Below are 17595 nucleotides of genomic sequence, written 5' to 3'. Positions count from 1 at the left end.
GCATCCATGCGATTTTCGAAAGTGATCGGGGAGGCGCAGACATGCGCTGCCCCGTAGATGGACGGCGGCCAGTCAGCCGTCGATCGTTGGCAGGAAGTCTTCAGGCAGGGGCACGTCTTTACGCGCCACGATCACTCCCATGTGCTGCAATGTGTTGATGATTTCGTCGCCGTTGTCGAGGCGACTGCCGACCAGTGCGATGTCGGAATACTTGCTACCTGCACCGGTAATGATTCTGGCGCTACTGCCATCGGGATAGATCACCAGATCCCCTTTGTGCGCGCCCCGAACCTGCTGGCCATCATCGAGCGTGAACGCGGCAATTGAACGGGTTCTCTCGATTACACCGCCGTCGCGCGTCTGGCTGCCCTCCGTCGCCAGTCGGTAAATACCGGTCACTGGGTGGGCCTTGCAGTACTCCTGTTGCTGACGAATCATTGCTTGGGACTCGACGTCAAATTCGGCGATCTGTTCGTCGGTAAAGACTGCTTTATCCATTCGGAGCAGTAACTCAGGTGTGGCTTCGTTGGTATAGGGCGAGGGGGTAAGAGGCTTCATATCGGTATCCATTTCCGTGACGACGTCGTGCTTCTCCGTGCGTGGAAAAAGCGTGATCGGGATCAGGATGGCGTGAGGCAGGCAGCGCGGGGGAGGAGGGAAAGGTAGGCTGTGGTGAGGGCTTTTCTTTCAGATCACTAGTCCATTTCCTACAGATAGGGACTCATCGACTTCACGGGGTTTAACGCGAAAAGGTCAGACTGGCCTGACCAAAATCTGCGACGCAAGTCTCAGCTTCAAATCGAAATGTATCGTCCATGAAACATTTTTTTGACAGGCAAAAATCCTCGTCTAGCCTGAATAATCCCTTCGTCCGACAATCTTCAATAATCGCAAAAATGCTTAATAATCAGTAATTTAAGTCTATTCGGCCATCATCTGGCCGCCACTCGTCGGACAACAAAACGACCACGCCGTTATAACGAAAGTTTCACAAGACGGTAAATTTTCTTACATTGCAATGAGAATCGTTTGCGTTATTCTTCGCGTTCCTTTGTATCCGGGGATGTCGAAAAACATGGAATTTCGTCCTGCAATGAGCCAGCCAGTCAGGCTTCGCGCAACCGGACCTGGCGGGGGCTGTGTGGCGATCGATCCTCATCTCGATGCCTTGATGGGCACCTACAACACCCATCGGGAAGGTCTCTTGCGCCTGGCTGCAAAATTCCTCGGCTGTCGTGCCCGCGCCGAAGACGTGGTGCAGGATGCCTTCGTGAAAATGCTCGAAAGCGACCTGGCGTCCATCGAGCCTGCGCGCTACATGTTCCGTGTGGTGCGCAACCTGGCCATCGACCGCCTGCGCCGTCAGCGTCTCGAGCGCAACCACGGTGTCGAAGCCGAACTCGACGAGCAGCAACGCTTCGAGGTCTCGCCGGAGCGGGTGCTGGCGGGCCGCGAGTCGGTCAGCCAACTGGTCGGTGCCCTCAACGAGCTGCCCAAGCGCATGCGCATCGTTTTCAACCTCAGCCAGATCCAGGGTTACACCCAGCGCGACGTGGCCAAGGTCATCGGCACTTCGCCCACCATGGTCAATTTCCTCCTGCGTGACACGCTGTCCCATTGCCGTTCGCGGCTGGGCGAGATCTGAGCGTGGGTTTCACTTTTTCTGCCTTTGCCTTTACTGCCCGGAGTCATCCATGAAATTAGTTCGTCTGGTCTTCCAGCAATACCGCTGGCCCCTTGCGATGGTGCTGTTGCTGAGCATCAGCAGTGGCCTGCTGAGCGTGGGCGTGATTGCCTTCGTGAACCAGCGCATGATCAGCACCCACGACGGTCTGGGCACCGCGCTGTGGCAGTTCGGCCTAATGCTGGTGGTGTTGCTGGCGCTGGCATCCGGTGCCTCGCTGTCACTGACGGCGCTGGGGCATCGTTTCGTCTACGGCCTGCGCCGGGTGATGGTCAAGCGCCTGCTGGACACCAATATCGAACGCATCGAAGCCATCGGCGGGGCGAAGATCTTCGCCAGCCTGTCCAGCGATATCCGCGCCGTGACCATGGCCTTCGTGCAGTTGCCGGACCTGATCTACGGCACGGTGTTGAGCGTCGCGGCGTTCAGTTACCTGGCCTGGCTTTCGCCTTCGCTGTTCGTCACCACCCTGTGCTGGATGGCCTTCACCCTGGGTGTCGGCTGGCTGCTGGTGGGCAAGCTCAACGCGCACATCCGGGCGCTGCGTGAGTCCGAAGACAAGCTGTACCAGAGCTATCAGGGCGTGATCGACGGGCGCAAGGAACTGACCCTCAACCGCGACCGCGCCCGCCGCCTGTACGAAGAAACCTTCGACGCCGCCGCACTGCGCTACCGCGAGCATTTCACCCTGGCCGACCGCTACCACGGCCTGGCCAGCAACTGGGCGAACATCATGGTGCTGGGCACCATTGGCCTGGCGTTCTACCTGGCCAACGGCCTGGGCTGGGCGCCGACGGAAGTGGCAGCGACCTACGCGCTGACCGTGCTGTTCATGCGCACGCCGCTGGTGCTGGCGGTGGCGGCAATTCCGGCCCAGGTCTCCGGGCGCGTGGCGCTGGACAAGGTCGAATCCCTGGCCCTGGCCGAGCACCACGACAGCTTCGAAGTCGCCCCGAGTCACATCGCCGGCCATTGGCAGACCCTGGAATTGCGTGACGTGGAATATCACTACCCGCCCCAGGGCGACGAGCCTGGCTTCGACGTCGGGCCGGTCAACCTGACCCTGCGCCGTGGCGAAACGGTGTTCCTGATGGGCGGCAACGGCAGCGGCAAGTCCAGCCTGGCGCGCCTGCTCAGCGGGCTGTATCGCCCCTCGGCCGGGGTGATCCTGATCGATGGCCAGGCGATCGGCGCCGACGACTGGCTCGCCTACCGTCACCTGTTCGCCAGCGTGTTCACCGACTTTCACCTGTTCTCGCAGTTGCTGGGGGAGAAGGGCGAGAACGCCGACGCGCCGCACATCGAGCATTGGCTTGAACAACTGCACATGAAGCACAAGGTGCAGATCGGCGACGGGCACCTGCTCGACACCCGTTTCTCCCAAGGCCAGCGCAAGCGTCTGGCGCTGTTGCTGGCGCTGCTGGAGAAGCGCGACATCCTGCTGCTGGACGAGTGGGCCGCCGACCAGGATCCGCTGTTTCGCCGCTTCTTCTACCGCGAGCTGCTGCCGATGTTCAAACAGGCAGGCATTACAGTATTCGCGATCAGCCACGACGACCAGTACTTCGACCTGGCCGACCGGCTGGTGAAGATGGAGTCCGGCCAGCTCAGCGAATTGCAGGGCGATCGCCGGGAAAACGCCAGCCGCGATGCGGTGCATGAGATCGGCGGCGCGTACCGGATGCAAAACGTAAAGGCTTTGTAAGTTTTTCATCGCAAGAGACTAAACAGCCTGAAGGCTCAGGCGTCTTTGTAATGATAATCAGTCTTACTCATTCTCGATGCGCTCTCACTGCCCGAATGCCGCTGTGACCTGGGTCACGCAAGGCTCCACCTGAGGGCGCATCGCTCCAAACGAGAGGGAAGCATGGAACTCGTCTACGACTACATCGGCATAGGATTCGGCCCGTCCAATTTGGCACTGGCCATCGCCACCCAGGAGCATGCGCTGCGCACCGGTCTCGCGCCCAAGGTGTGTTTCCTGGAGAAGAAGCCAGCGTTCAACTGGCACGAAGGCATGCTGATCGACGGCTCCACCATGCAGATTTCCTTCCTCAAGGACTTGGTCACCCAGCGCAACCCGGCCAGCCGCTTCACCTTCGTCAATTACCTGAAGGAGCGCGGGCGCCTGCAGGACTTCATCAACCTCAAGACCTTCTTCCCGACCCGCGAGGAATACACCGACTACCTGAGCTGGGCCGCCTCGCACTTTGCCGAGCAGGCGCACTACGGTGAGGAAGTGATCTCGGTCGAACCGCATTTCCAGGACGGCCGATTTGTCGCAGTGGACGTGCTGTCCCGTGGGCCGAGCGGTGGTATATCCCGGCGCCGGGCGCGCAATCTGGTGTTCGGGATCGGTGGCATTCCCCAGGCGCCAGCGGCATTCGACGGCCTGAGCGATCCGCGCGTGCTGCATTCGGCAGGCTACCGTGGCGGCATCGAAAAACTGCTGACCAACCGCCCCGGCCCGGTGCGGGTGGCGGTAGTGGGCGGCGGCCAGAGCGCGGCGGAAATCTTCGAAGACCTGGCCAGCCGCTTCGACAACGTCGAGGCCAGCCTGGTGATTCGCGGCAGCGCGCTCAAGCCGTCCGATGACAGCCCCTTCGTCAACCAGATCTTCAACCCGTCGTTCACCGACACCATCTTCAACCACAGTGAGGAGCGCCGTGACGCGCTGTTTGCAGAGTTTCGCAACACCAACTATTCGGTGGTCGACAACGACCTGATCGAGACCATCTTCCAGCGCCTCTATCACCAGAAGGTGCGCGGCGAGCAGCGTCATCGCCTGCTGACCAACCGCGAAGTGGCTCACGCCGAAGTCAGCGCCGCCGGCATCGAGCTGTTCCTGCGCGACGCCCCCCATGACCAGATGCACAGCGAGTCCTTCGACATCGTGGTGCTGGCCACCGGTTACCGCCGTGACTACCACCTGGAGTTGCTGGCAGGCGTGCAGGACCACATTCAGGGCGCAGGCGTTGACCGCAACTATCGCCTGCCACTGGCCGCCGGCAGCGACGCAGGCATTTTCCTGCAGGGCTGCTGCGAAGACAGCCACGGCCTGAGTGACACGCTGCTGTCGGTGCTGGCGGTGCGTTCCCAGGAAGTGGTCGAGTCGATTTTCGACGGGCACGAACAGTCCTGCGCCAGCCGACCGGCCAGCGCCCACGAGCGCGTGGCGTTGAAACTGGCGCGCTGATTCGCGCCCGCCACACCCGTCATCACGGTGGCTGCTGGTCGGCCACCCACTCTTTTCTCACAACGTTGCGGGCGGCCCGAGAGGCTGTCTGTGGGTTGAGCCTTGCCGAAACAAATAGGTGAAAGAATGAAATCCATACGAGATCAGGCCGCGCATTTTCCCGAACTGGTGGGCCTTTATGCGCAGAGCCAGCCGGACCGGATTGCCCTTCGACACATCGTTTCCGAAGACCATGAACCGCTGCTGACCAGCTACGCCGAGCTGGACCTGCAGGCGCGATCCATTGCCGGATTGTTGCAGCATCACCTGGGCGTCCAGGGTGGCGAGCGCTGCGTGCTGATCCTGCCCACCGGTGCCGACTACGCGGCAGCGTTCCTGGGCTGCCTGCATGCCGGGGTCATCGCGGTTCCGGCATTCGCGCCCGAGTACAACCGCCAGACGCATCTGGATCGCCTGACCGGTATCCTGCAGGACGCCGCCCCTGGTATGGTGCTGGGTCGCCGCGAAGACCTGGATAAATTCCAGCACCTGCTGCAACCCTTCATGCCGGCGGGCGGGCGCTTTGTCGCCATCGAAGAGGTCCACGGCTGGCAGGCATCGTTCCAGCCTTCGCTGATCGACACCTCGTCGCTGGCGTTCCTGCAATACACCTCCGGTTCCACCAGCGCGCCGAAGGGCGTGATGGTCTCGCACAACAACCTGATGGCCAACGAAGTGGCCATGGCCCGGCACTTCGTCACCGATGCCGCCACCGAAAGCTGGGTCAGCTGGCTGCCGCTCTACCACGACATGGGCCTGATGTGCGGCCTGCTGCTGCCGCTGTACTACGGTGGCACCCTGAACCTGATGTCGCCCAACTACTTCCTCGGTCGCCCGGCGCGCTGGCTGGAAGTCATGAGCCAGTACGGCGGCACCTTCTCCGGCGGCCCGGATTTCGCCTATCGCCTGTGCGTCGAGCGGATCAAGCCGAGCGCCGTGAAGAACCTAAAACTCGACAACTGGAGCCTGGCGTTTTCCGGTTCCGAGCCAATCCGCATCGCGACCCTGGACGCCTTCAGCGAGCACTTCGCCGCCGCCGGTTTCGACCGCCGCGCCTTGACCCCCAGCTATGGCCTGGCCGAAGCCACGCTGTTCGTCGCTGCCGCCATGCGCGACAAGCCGTTCGGCATCAAGCGTTTCGACGGCAATCAATTGGCGCCGGGGGACTCTGCCGAAGCGCTGTTCGCCAACGGGAACGCCACTAGCCGCCTGCCAGGTTGCGGCTGGTGCCGTGACGATCATGAGCTGCGCATCGTCGATCCGGCCACCCAACAGGTGCTGCCGCAAGGGCAGGTGGGTGAAATCTGGATCGCCGGCCCAAGCGTTGCCGAAGGCTATTGGCAGAACCCCGAGGCCACTGCCCAGACCTTCGTTCAGCACGACGGCCAGCGCTGGCTGCGCAGCGGTGACCTGGGGATTGCCAGTGCCGGCGAGCTGTTCATCAGTGGCCGTTTGAAGGACCTGATTATCCTCAACGGCCAGAACCTCTACCCGCAGGACATCGAACAGTCGCTGGAAAAAAGCGTCGAGCTGCTGCGTCGCGGGCGCATCGCCGCCTTCCCGGTGACCGACGAGCAGGGCGCCGAAGGGGTGGGGCTGGCCCTGGAAATCAGCCGCAACGTGCGCCGCCTGATGAAGCCGCAGATGATCTGCGAAGCGGTGCGCGATGCGGTGTCCGAACTCTTTTTGGTGGCGCCGAAAGTCATTGTGCTGCTGGAACCGGGTGCCTTGCCGCGCACCACCAGCGGCAAGTTGCAGCGTTCGGCCTGCCGGGCCGGTTGGCAGAACGGCAGCCTGGACAGCTTCGCCCTCTGGCAGGATGGCCGTCTGCTCGACACCGCCGGCGAGCAAGGCCCTGCCGACGCCCAGCCGGTTCTGCCCGAAGTGCTGGCCGCCTGGCGTGAAGTGCTGGGCAAGCAGGACCTCGCCCCACACGACCACTTCTTCGCCCGTGGCGGCGACTCGGTGGGCGTGGTCCAGGTGCTTTCGCGGCTCAACCGCGAGCTGGTCCTGAAGCTGGAACCCGCGCACCTGTTCGAGCACCCGACCCTGGGCCAGTTCAGCGCCCATGTCGCAAGCCAGACCCGCAGTGGCGAACGCCCGCAGGCCGTAGCCCGTATCCCGCGTGATCCTGCGCCGGAGCAGTCCTTCGCCCAGCAACGGCTGTGGTTCCTCGCGCAACTGGAACCGGACAGCAGCGCCTATCACCTGTGCGGGCAATTGAGCCTGAATGGCGCGGTGGATGACCTCGCCCTGCAACGCAGCTTCGACGATCTGGCGGCGCGACATGAGAGCCTGCGCACCACCTTTGCCATCGACGCCAAAGAAATGCTGGTGCAGCGCATTCATGCACCGCAACCGGTCATCATCGAACGTCATGATTTGAGTCTGCATGCCCAGCCGGTCGAGGCCCTGGGCGAGCTGGCCAAGGCTGCGGTCGAGCAACCGATGGACCTGCAGACCGGTCCCCTGTGGCGCGTGCTCAACGTGCGTCTGGCTGCCGACCAGCAACAACTGGTGCTGGTGCTGCACCACATCATCGCTGACGGCTGGTCGGTGCAGGTCATCCTCAAGGACTTCGCCGCGCTGTACCGCGCCCATGGGCAAAACCGCACGCCCGCGCTGCCGGAGCTACCGATCCAGTACGCCGACTTCGCCGCCTGGCAGCGTGAACGGCTGGCCGCTGGCGAGCGCGAGCGTCAACTCAAATACTGGCGCGAGCGCCTGGGCGACACTCAGCCGGTGCTCGACCTGCCTGCAGACCGCCCGCGTGCAGCGCAGCAAAGCCATCGCGGCGCACGTTATGCCATTGCCTTCGACAGCACGCTGAGCCAAGGGCTGCGGGATCTGGCGGCGGGTCACGGCGCCACACTGTTCATGGTCATGCTGGCGGCCTACAAGACCTTGCTTCAGCGCTACAGCAGTCAGACCGACCTGCGCGTCGGCGTGCCGGTGGCCGGGCGTACCTGCACCGAAGCCGAGGGTCTGATCGGCCTGTTCGTCAACACCCTGGTGCTGCGCACCGAAGTCCTGCCACAGCAGTCGTTCAGCGCGCTGGTCGAAGCGGTCAAGCACAGCGCACTGGGCGCGCAGAATCATCAGGAACTGCCGTTCGAACAACTGGTGGAGGCGCTGGGCGTGAGCCGCAACCTCAGCCACAACCCGCTGTGCCAGGTGAAATTCACCCAGCAGTTCGTGCTGCCGCAGAACGTGGACTTGGGCGACGTGCGCATGGACGTCAACCAACTCGACGACTTCTCGGCGCACTTCGACCTGGGCCTGGACATCACCGACAGCGCCGACGGCATCCAGGCGGTGTTCACCTATGCCTGCGACCTGTTCGACGAGCCGCGCATCGCCGGTTTCGCTGCCGACCTGCTGCGCATCTGCACGCAAGTGGTGGCTCGCCCCGAGGGGCGCCTGAGCGATCTGCAGGTGTCGGCCGTGCCGTCACGGCTGGACGCCGAAGCCGTATCGTTCCCCGCCACTGACGTGCTGCAACTGTGGAACGCCAGCGTCAAGGCACAGCCGAACACGACTGCCCTGCAGCATGAAACGCAACGGGTTGATTTTGCCGAGGTCGACGCTCAGGCCAACCGCCTGGCGCAGTACCTGCGTGAGGCGGGTGTCGCTGCCGAGAGCCGCGTCGGGGTGCTTCTGGAGCGCTCGGTGGAGTTCGTTGTTGGTCTGCTGGCCATCGTCAAGGCCGGCGCTGCCTACGTGCCGCTGGACCCGAAATGGCCCGCCGAGCGCCAAGCGTTCGTGCTGGCCGACAGCGGTGCGCGCTGGTTGGTGAGCGATGCGCAAGCCCCAGCCGAGTACCAGGGTGAAGTGATCGCGGTGGACGCGCACGCGGCCTGGCGCGGTCAGCCGGACGTGGCGCCGCAGGTGCAAATCCATCCCGACCAGGCCGCGTACCTGATCTACACCTCGGGCACCAGTGGCACGCCAAAAGGCGTGGTCATCAGCCACGGCGCCCTGGCCGACTACGTGCAGGGCCTGCTCAAGCGCGTTGAATTCGACGCCCAGGCCAGCATGGCGATGGTCTCCACAGTCGGCGCCGACCTGGGCCACACCGTGCTGTTCGGCGCCCTGTGTTCGGCGCGCACGCTGCACCTCATCAGCCCCGAACGGACCAACGACGCCGACCGCTTCGCCGCCTACATGAGCGAGCACAAGGTGGGCGTGCTGAAGATAGTGCCGACTCACCTGAGCGGCCTGCTGCAAGCCGCCAACGCCGCGGACGTGTTGCCGGAGCAGGTGTTGATTCTGGGTGGGGATGCACTGCCCTGGGAGCTGGTGGCCCAGGTCAAGCGCCTCAAGCCCGCCTGCCGGGTGATCAACCACTACGGCCCGACTGAAACCACCGTCGGCGTGCTCAGCAATGAACTGCCTGACGCCACGCCCATCGCGCAGTCCGCGCCCATCGGCCGTCCGCTGCCAAACGCCGTGGCATTGGTGCTAAACGACCAGCTTGAACCAGTGGTGCAGGGCGACGTCGGCGAGCTGTACATCGGCGGGCCAGGCCTGGGCCGTGGCTATCATGACCGCCCGGCGCTGACGGCTGCGGTGTTCATTCCCGATCCAAATGGTTCGGGCGCTCGCCTGTATCGCAGCGGTGACCGCGCGCGCCTGCTGGCCAACGGGCAGATCCAGTTCCTCGGCCGCGCCGACGATCAGGTCAAGGTCCGCGGCTATCGCGTGGCCTTGGGTGAAATCGCCCAGCGCCTGCGCACCCTCGATGGCCTGCGTGACGCCCATGTGCGGGTGGATGATCGCGGCCAGTTGATCGCCTATGCGTTGGTCGGCAAGGGCGAGCAGGTCGATGGCGAGGCGCTGCGTGCGCAGTTGGCCGAGAGCCTGCCGGACTACATGGTCCCCAGCCACGTGTTGACCCTTGAGGCCTTCCCGGTCACCGCCAACGGTAAGCTCGATCACGCGGCCTTGCCGACGCCGCAGCTGGTTTCGCAAAGCTTTGAAGCGCCCCATGACGGCGTCGAAGCGACCTTGGCCGAGCTTTGGCAAAAAGCGCTGAACGTCGAGGCCGTGGGGCGTCACGACAACTTCTTCACCCTCGGTGGTGACTCGATCCTGAGCTTGCAGATCATCGCCCGGGCCCGTCGTCAGGGCATTCGCCTGACGCCCAAGCAACTGTTCGAAAAGCAGACCATCGCAGAACTTGCGCAAGTGGCCGTGGTGTCCGAGGCCAAGCCTGCCGCAATCCCGGCTGCCGCGCCTGTGGCCCCCCGTGACTTCGCCCTGACGCCGATTCAGGCGCGCTTCTTTGCGCTGCCGGTCAGTGAGCGGGCGCACTGGAACCAGTCGCTGTTGCTGAATCTGCCGCAAGCGATGGACGTCGCGCTCTTGCAGCAGGCGCTGGGCATGATGCTGGCCCAGCACGACAGCTTGCGCCTGAGCTTCCATCAGGGCAGTGACGGGCAGTGGTTGCAGCGCTATCGCGACAGCGAAAGCGCCGAGCGCGTGCTCTGGACCTGCGAACTCACTCGCGAACAAGACCTGGCCTCCCTCAGCGATGAAGCCCAGCGCAGCCTGAACATCGAAACCGGCCCGTTGCTGCGGGTGGTGCATGCGCGCCTGCCTTCTGGCGAAGGTCGCCTGTTGCTGGCGATCCATCACCTGGCCGTGGACGGCGTGTCGTGGCGGGTCCTGCTCGAAGACCTGCAGCACGCCTACAGCCGTCTGGTCGCGGGGCAACCGGTGGCATTGGCGGAAAAGACCGCCAGTTTCCAGGCCTGGTCGCAGTCACTGCAGAACCTGGCCCAGAGCGCCGAGCTGGCCGCGCAACTGCCTTATTGGCAGGCGCTACAGGTCGATGACGCTTGTCTGCCGGGGGATAGCTCCATTCAAAGCCTGGTCGGCGATGGCGAAACCCTCAGCCTGACCCTCGATGCACAGGACACCCGCCGTTTGCTCAGCGAAGCTCCGGCGGCCTATCGCACGCGTATCGACGACCTGCTGCTGGCGGCGCTGTCCCAGGCCTTGTGGCTATGGAGCGGGCGCCGTCGGCATGTCATCAGTCTGGAAGGCCACGGTCGTGAAGACTCAAGCGGTGCCTTGGACCTGAGCCGCAGCGTGGGCTGGTTCACCAGCCTCTATCCAGTGGCGCTGGACGCCTGCGATGACGCCATCGCCACGCTCAAGGCGGTCAAGGAAAGGATCCGCACCGTGCCGGAAAAGGGCCTGGGCTACGGCGTGCTGCGGTACTTGTCCAAGGCGGACTTGCCCGAACTGGTGGGGCAGGGCGTGACCTTCAACTACCTCGGCCGCTTCGATGATACCGAGGGCGCGTTGTTCTCCCTGTCGGGCCAGGCGCCAGGCAACCTGCGTGACCCCAAGGGTCCACTGGCCAATGCCCTGGCGGTGGATGGCCAGGTACGCGACGGCCAGTTGCACCTGGACTGGACCTTCAGCCGTCAGCGCTTCAGCCGCGAGACCATCGAGCATTTGGTGGCGCTGTACCGCGAGCAACTGCTGCACCTGATCGCCCATTGCAGCGACGAGCACAACGCCGGGCTCACCCCGTCGGACTTCCCGCTGGCGGGCCTCAATCAAGCCCAACTGGACGCCCTCGACATCCCGGCGCGGGACATTGAGGACATCCTGCCGCTGGCACCCATGCAACAGGGGATTCTGCTGCACAGCCTGCTGGAGCAGGGCAACGGCATCTACCTGATGCAGGACCAGTACGAAGTCGGCAGTCACGTCGATTTCGACGCCTTCAAGTTCGCCTGGCAGCAAGTGGTGCAGCGCCATCCGGCCCTGCGCACGGCGTTCCATGGCCTGGAGAGCGGCGTACAGCGCCAGGTGGTGATGCGCCGCGTGCCGTCGCCTGCGCAGTTGATCGATCTCAGTCACCTGTCCCGCGAGGCGGCCGAAGCGGAGCTTGAGGAGGTGCTCGCCGCCGAGCGCGAACAGGGGTTCGACTTCGCCCGCGCGCCGCTCTTGCGTTTGCGCCTGGTGAAGTTTGGCGAGGCGGATTTCCGCATCGTCCAGAGCCACCACCATGCGCTGATCGATGCCTGGTGCCGCGGCCTGATGCTCACCGAATTCTTCGCTCATTATCGTGCGCACCTGCAAGGCCGCCACGTCAGCCTGCCGGCCGCGCGGCCGTACCGCGACTTCCTCGCCTGGCTGGCCGAGCAGGACGAAGCGATCAGCCGTGACTACTGGCGCCAGACGCTGGCCGGTTTCACCGATGTCACGCCGCTGCCGTACCGCCACAGCCCGCAAGGTGAGCCGCAGATGCGCGACGTCACGCTGGCGTTGGGCGTCGAGCAAACCGCGAAGCTCGCCGATCAGGCCCGCCAGCATCGCCTGACCGCCAACACTTTCGTGCAGGCCGCCTGGGCGCTGTTGCTGATGCAGCACGCTGACCGTGACGAGGTGCTGTTCGGCGTCACCGTCGCCGGTCGTCCCACCGAGCTGGAAGGCATCGAAGGCGCACTGGGCCTGTTCATCAATACCTTGCCCCTGCGCCTCAAGCGTCCGGGTGCGGGCGCGCCGGCGCTGGAGCTGCTCAACGCCTTGCAGGCGCAGAACGCCGAAATGCGTCAGCACGAGCACCTGTCCCTGGCTGACATCCAGCTGCTGGCCGACATCCCGCGTGGCCAGCCGCTGTTCGACAGCCTGTTCGTCTTTGAAAACGTTCCGTTGGGCGCAGAGGTTCAGCAGGCCGTGAACGAATACCGGATCAACCCCCTGGCCAACCGCACCCACACCAACTACCCGTTGACCGTGGTGCTACTGCCGGGCGAATCGCTGCAACTGCAACTGACCTACGACAGCCGTCACTTCCACGACCACGACATGACCACCCTGGTGGGGCATTTCCGTCGCCTGCTGACGCAACTGATCGACAACCCCCAGCAGACCCTCAGCCACTTGCAATTGCTGGAGCAGGCCGAGCGCGAGCAACTGCTGCAACAGGGGCAGGGGCCGGTGGAAAAACACTGGTACGGCATCAGTTACCTGGAGCGTTTCGAGTCCCGGGTGCAGGCCCATCCATCGCTGGAAGTTGCGCGTTGCCAAGGCCAGAGCCTGAGCTACAGCGAACTCAACCGCCAGGCCAACCGCATCGGCCACGGCCTGATCGCTGCGAATGTTCAGGGGGACGACGTGGTGGCGCTGTACGCACCCCGTGGCCTGGCGTTGCTGAGCATGATCATCGGCGCGTTCAAGGCCGGTGCTGCCTACCTGGCAATGGACGATCGTCATCCGGCCGGGCGCAGTGCGCGGATGCTGGTGAGCAGCCGGGCGCAGGTGTTGATCACGCCCCGCGACTGCCTGGCGCTGGTCCGGGCCATTGTCGAGCTGGCCGAGGTCAAGCCACAGCTGCTGATTCTTGAGGACCTGCTGGCAGGCACCGTCGAGAGCAACCCCGGTCGCTACGCCAGCGCCGAACAACTGGCCTACGTGATCTACACCTCGGGCTCCACCGGCGAGCCAAAAGGGGTGATGGTCAACCAGCGCGGCATGCTCAACAACCAGATGTCCAAGCTGCCGTACCTGCGCCTGGCCGAGGGCGATGTGATCGCCCAGACCGCCGCCACCGGCTTCGATATCTCGGTATGGCAGTTCCTCACCGCACCACTGTTCGGTGGGCGAGTGGAAATTCTGCCGGATGCAGTGGTGCACGATCCCCAGCGTTTGCTGGAGGAAGTGGTTGCCAATCAGGTCAGCGTTCTGGAGTGCGTGCCTGCGGTGATTGACGGCATGCTCGCGGTGGCCCCGCACAAGCTCGATGCCCTGCGCTGGTTGCTGCCGACCGGCGAAGCGCTGACCGTGGACCTGGCCTCGCGCTGGTTCGCACGCTACCCCAACGTGCCGCTGGTCAACGCCTATGGCCCGGCCGAGTGCGCCGATGACGTGGCGCTGCACACGCTGACGGCGGCACCGGCAGCCAGGTCGAACATGCCGATTGGCCGCGCGACCGACAACAACCGGCTGTACGTGCTCGATTCCAGCCTGCAACTGGCAGCGCCGGGCGTGGTGGGCGAGCTGTACATCGGCGGCGTCGGGGTCGGTCGCGGTTATGCGGCGCGCCCAGGCCTGACCGCCGAGCGCTTCCTGCCCGATCCGTTCGGCGAGCCCGGTGCGCGCCTGTACCGCAGCGGTGACCTGGTGCGCTGGAACGCTGAAGGCGCGCTGGAGTACGTCGGCCGGGCGGACTTCCAGGTGAAGATCCGCGGCCAGCGCATCGAGCTGGGTGAAATCGAAAGCGTGCTGCTGGCTCAGCCCGCCGTGCATGACGCGGTGGTCAGTGCGCAACCGACGGCCCATGGCCCGCAACTGGTGGCGTACGTGGTCGCGCAGGCTTCGCACAGCTTGTCCGTGGATGTCCTGAAAACTGCGCTCGCCCTGGAGCTTCCGGCGTTCATGGTGCCGGCCCACGTGATGCTGCTCGACCGCCTTCCGCGCAACGCCAACGGCAAGCTGGACCGCAAGGCCTTGCCGGCGCTGACGTTGCAGGAACGCCACTTCGAAGCGCCCCGGGGCGAGCGCGAGCAGGTGCTCGCCGAACTCTGGCAGGGCCTGCTGAAAATCGAGCGGGTAGGGCGCGACGACAACTTCTTTGAACTGGGTGGGCACTCGCTGCTGGCGACACGGCTGTTGTCGCGCATTCGCGAGCGCCTGGGGGTGAGCATTCCGCTGGCGCAGGCCTTCGAAGCCACCACCGTCGCCGCACAGGCGGCCCTGATCGACACCTTGCAGGGGCAGACCCTGACGCTCGAGGGGCTCGATGCCCTGGACGAGTTCATGAATGAGCTGGAGGAAAGCAACTGATGTCGCAACCGAGCATGACTTCGCAAAGCAAGCTGCTGGCCCTGGCCACGCGCTTTCTCAGCCTGGGTGCGGCACAGCGCCGGGTGTTTCTGGGCAAGCTGCGCGAACAGGGGCTGGATGCGTCGGCGCTGCCGATCCCGTCCGGCGTGGCGGGCGAGCGCAGTCCGACGTCCTTTTCCCAGCAGCGCCTGTGGTTCCTGGAGCAACTGGAACCTGGCAACAGCACGTATTACCTGCCGGGTGCTCTGCGCCTGAAGGGCGCGTTGAACATTGCAGCCGTGCAATCGGCCTTCGAACGCGTGGCCCAGCGTCACGCCAGCCTGCGCACGGTGTTCGACACCGCCGAGGACGGCACGCCGCAACAGGTGGTGCTGGCGCAGCAGGCGTTGCCGTTCGAGCGCCTGAGCGCGGTCAGCGAAGACGACCTCAAGGCGCTGTCCGACGAATTCGCCCGTCGTCCGTTCGATTTGGCGCAGGGCCCGCTGTGGCGCGTGGCGCTGGTTGAGCGCGCGGCAGACGAGCATGTATTGCTGGTCTGCCTGCACCACATCATCGCCGACGGCTGGTCGATCCAGGTGCTTTTGCTGGATTTCGTCCAGGCCTACCGCGCAGCCCTTGAAGGCGAGGATCAAGCCTTGCCGCAGCTCCCGCTAAGCTACGCCGATGTCGCCCTGTGGCAGCGCGCTTGCCTGGAAGCGGGTGAGGCTGATCGTCAGCTGGAGTACTGGAAACAGCAACTGGGCGATGAACCGCCGGTGCTGGAACTGCCCGCCGACCGTCCGCGCCCGGCACGCCAGAGCTTCCGCGGTGCGCGCCTGCCGTTCAGCTTCGACGCAACGCTTGCAACCCGCATGCGCGAGCTGGCCAGGCAGCGCGGTGTGACCCTGTTTACCGTGATGCTGGCGGCCTATCAGGTGCTGCTGCAGCGCCTGAGTGGCCAGAATGACCTGCGCATCGGCGTACCCATCGCCGGACGTCAGCGGGCGGAAACCGAAGGGCTGATCGGCTTCTTCGTCAACACTCAGATCCTGCGCGGCGACGTCACGGCCGACGCCAGTTTCAACCGCATCATCGATAACGTTCGCCACGCCTCCCAAGGCGCCCAGGCCAATCAGGACCTGCCGTTCGAACAGCTGGTCGATGCCCTGGCGCCCGAGCGCAGCCTGAGTCACAACCCTCTGTTCCAGGTGCTGTACAACCATCAGCAGCGCCAGGACGAGGCGCTGCAACTGATGCCTGGCCTGAGCGCGACCCTGATGCCGCTGGACAGCGGCAGCGCCCAGTTCGACCTGGCGTTGCACACCTGGGAGAACGCGGCGGGTGAACTGGCGGGCAACTGGAATTACGCCACGGATCTGTTCGATCACGGCACGGTCGAGCGCCTGCATCAGCGTTTCGTGCAGTTGTTCGCCCAGTTGCTGGAGCAGCCGGATGCGGCGATTGGTGATTTTGAACTGCTGGATTTGCAGGATCGGGCGCAACTGGCTGTGGTCAATGACACCGCGCGGGGATGGGCGACTGACGATTTAGTTGTACATCGGCAGTTTGAGCGCTTGGCTCAGTTGCATCCTGATCGTGAAGCTTTGCGCTTCGGCGAGCAGGCGCTGACCTATCGGGAACTGGATCAGCGGGCCAACCAGCTCGCTCATTACCTGCGCATTCAAGGTGTGGGACGTGAGTCGTTGGTGGGCGTTGCTGCGCTGCGTTCGACTGAAATGGTGGTCGCGCTATATGCCGTGGTGAAGGCCGGCGCTGCCTATGTGCCGCTGGACCCGGAATACCCCGCAGACCGTCTGCGCTACATGCTGGAAGACGCTGGCGTTGGTCTGGTGCTGAGCCATGCCGCGGTCATCGATGACTTGCCGGTTGTTGAAGGCGTGCAGGTGCTGAATCTGGATCGTCTGGATGTCAGTGGTCAGCCTGTTACCTCGCCTGTGGTTGAGATTCACCCTGAGCAACTGGCCTACATGATCTACACCTCCGGCTCGACTGGTAAGCCGAAGGGCGCGGGCAACACCCATGCTGCATTGTTCAACCGCCTGGCGTGGATGCAGGAGGCTTATCAGCTCGACGCAACCGACGCCGTCCTGCAAAAGACCCCATTCAGCTTCGACGTCTCGGTCTGGGAGTTCTTCTGGCCTCTGATGGTCGGTGCAAGGCTGGTCATGGCGCAGCCAGGGGATCATCGCGACCCTGTGTTGCTGACTGCCTTGATTGCAGATCATCAAATCACCACGCTGCATTTCGTCCCGTCGATGCTCGCCGCGTTCATGGCCCAGGACGATCTGTCCAACTGCACTTCGCTGAAACGCATCGTCTGCTCCGGCGAAGCCTTGCCTGCGGACTTGGCCCGGGACACCCTACAGCGTCTACCCAACGCAGGCCTGTTCAACCTCTACGGCCCCACCGAAGCCGCCATCGACGTCACCCACTGGACCTGCCGCAGCGAACCGGGCGCCTCGGTGCCCATCGGTCGTCCGATTGCCAACCTGCAAGTCCACATCCTCGACAGCCGCCTCAACCCGCAACCTATCGGCGTACCGGGCGAGTTGTACATCGGCGGCGACGGTCTGGCCCGTGGTTACCATCTACGTCCTGGCCTGACGGCTGAGCGCTTCGTCGCCAGCCCGTTCGGCAAGGGCCAGCGCCTGTACCGCACCGGTGACCTGGCGCGCTGGCGTGCCGATGGCGCGGTGGAATATCTGGGTCGTCTCGATCACCAGATCAAGCTGCGCGGCCTGCGTGTGGAAATCGGCGAGATCGAATCGGCACTGCTGGATCATCCTGCGATCAGCGAAGCGGTGGTCGTGGCCCGGCAACTGGCCAACGGCATCCAACTGGTGGGTTATGTCGTCGCCGAAGCTTTCGACGA

5 protein-coding genes and 1 pseudogene (1 of these 6 running past the window's edge) are annotated in these 17595 nt (G+C 64.2%); 5 read left to right on the top strand and 1 reads right to left on the bottom strand.

Features of this window, described 5'->3' with window-relative positions; translation table 11 throughout:
- Positions 1-72: 72 nt before the first annotated feature.
- A complete protein-coding gene (locus ACIPOO_RS20325; protein ID WP_400609360.1) occupies positions 73-558 on the bottom strand; it encodes a hypothetical protein in 486 nt (161 codons plus the stop codon).
- Positions 559-1141: 583 nt separating this feature from the next.
- Here ACIPOO_RS20325 and ACIPOO_RS20320 point away from each other — a divergent pair.
- The 5 genes and pseudogenes from ACIPOO_RS20320 to ACIPOO_RS20300 form a co-directional block, all read left to right on the top strand.
- The gene (locus ACIPOO_RS20320; RefSeq protein ID WP_274133710.1) at positions 1142-1645 is read left to right on the top strand and encodes a sigma-70 family RNA polymerase sigma factor; all 504 of its coding nucleotides are present in this window, start codon (positions 1142-1144) and stop codon (positions 1643-1645) included.
- A 49-nt stretch (positions 1646-1694) separates the two neighbouring features.
- Positions 1695-3389, top strand: coding sequence for a multidrug ABC transporter permease/ATP-binding protein (locus ACIPOO_RS20315; RefSeq protein WP_400609358.1), 1695 nt, complete (start codon positions 1695-1697; stop codon positions 3387-3389).
- A gap of 162 nt (positions 3390-3551) precedes the next feature.
- Entirely contained in the window at positions 3552-4880 is a 1329-nt protein-coding gene (locus ACIPOO_RS20310) for a lysine N(6)-hydroxylase/L-ornithine N(5)-oxygenase family protein (RefSeq protein ID WP_400609356.1), read from the top strand.
- Positions 4881-5006: 126 nt separating this feature from the next.
- Positions 5007-14723 carry an amino acid adenylation domain-containing protein gene (locus ACIPOO_RS20305; RefSeq protein ID WP_400609354.1) on the top strand — a complete coding sequence of 3239 codons (9717 nt, stop codon included), beginning with the start codon at positions 5007-5009 and terminating at the stop codon, positions 14721-14723.
- Positions 14723-17595 (top strand): annotated as a pseudogene (locus tag ACIPOO_RS20300) (non-ribosomal peptide synthase/polyketide synthase); its annotated part runs 10867 nt beyond the window's last position; the annotation flags it as partial. The gene ACIPOO_RS20305 and the pseudogene ACIPOO_RS20300, both read left to right, overlap by 1 nt.

The sequence above is a fragment of the Pseudomonas sp. NPDC090201 genome (assembly GCF_044746825.1).
Taxonomy (GTDB): Bacteria; Pseudomonadota; Gammaproteobacteria; order Pseudomonadales; family Pseudomonadaceae; genus Aquipseudomonas; species Aquipseudomonas putida_AD.
This window is presented reverse-complemented; position numbering and strand designations above follow the sequence as displayed.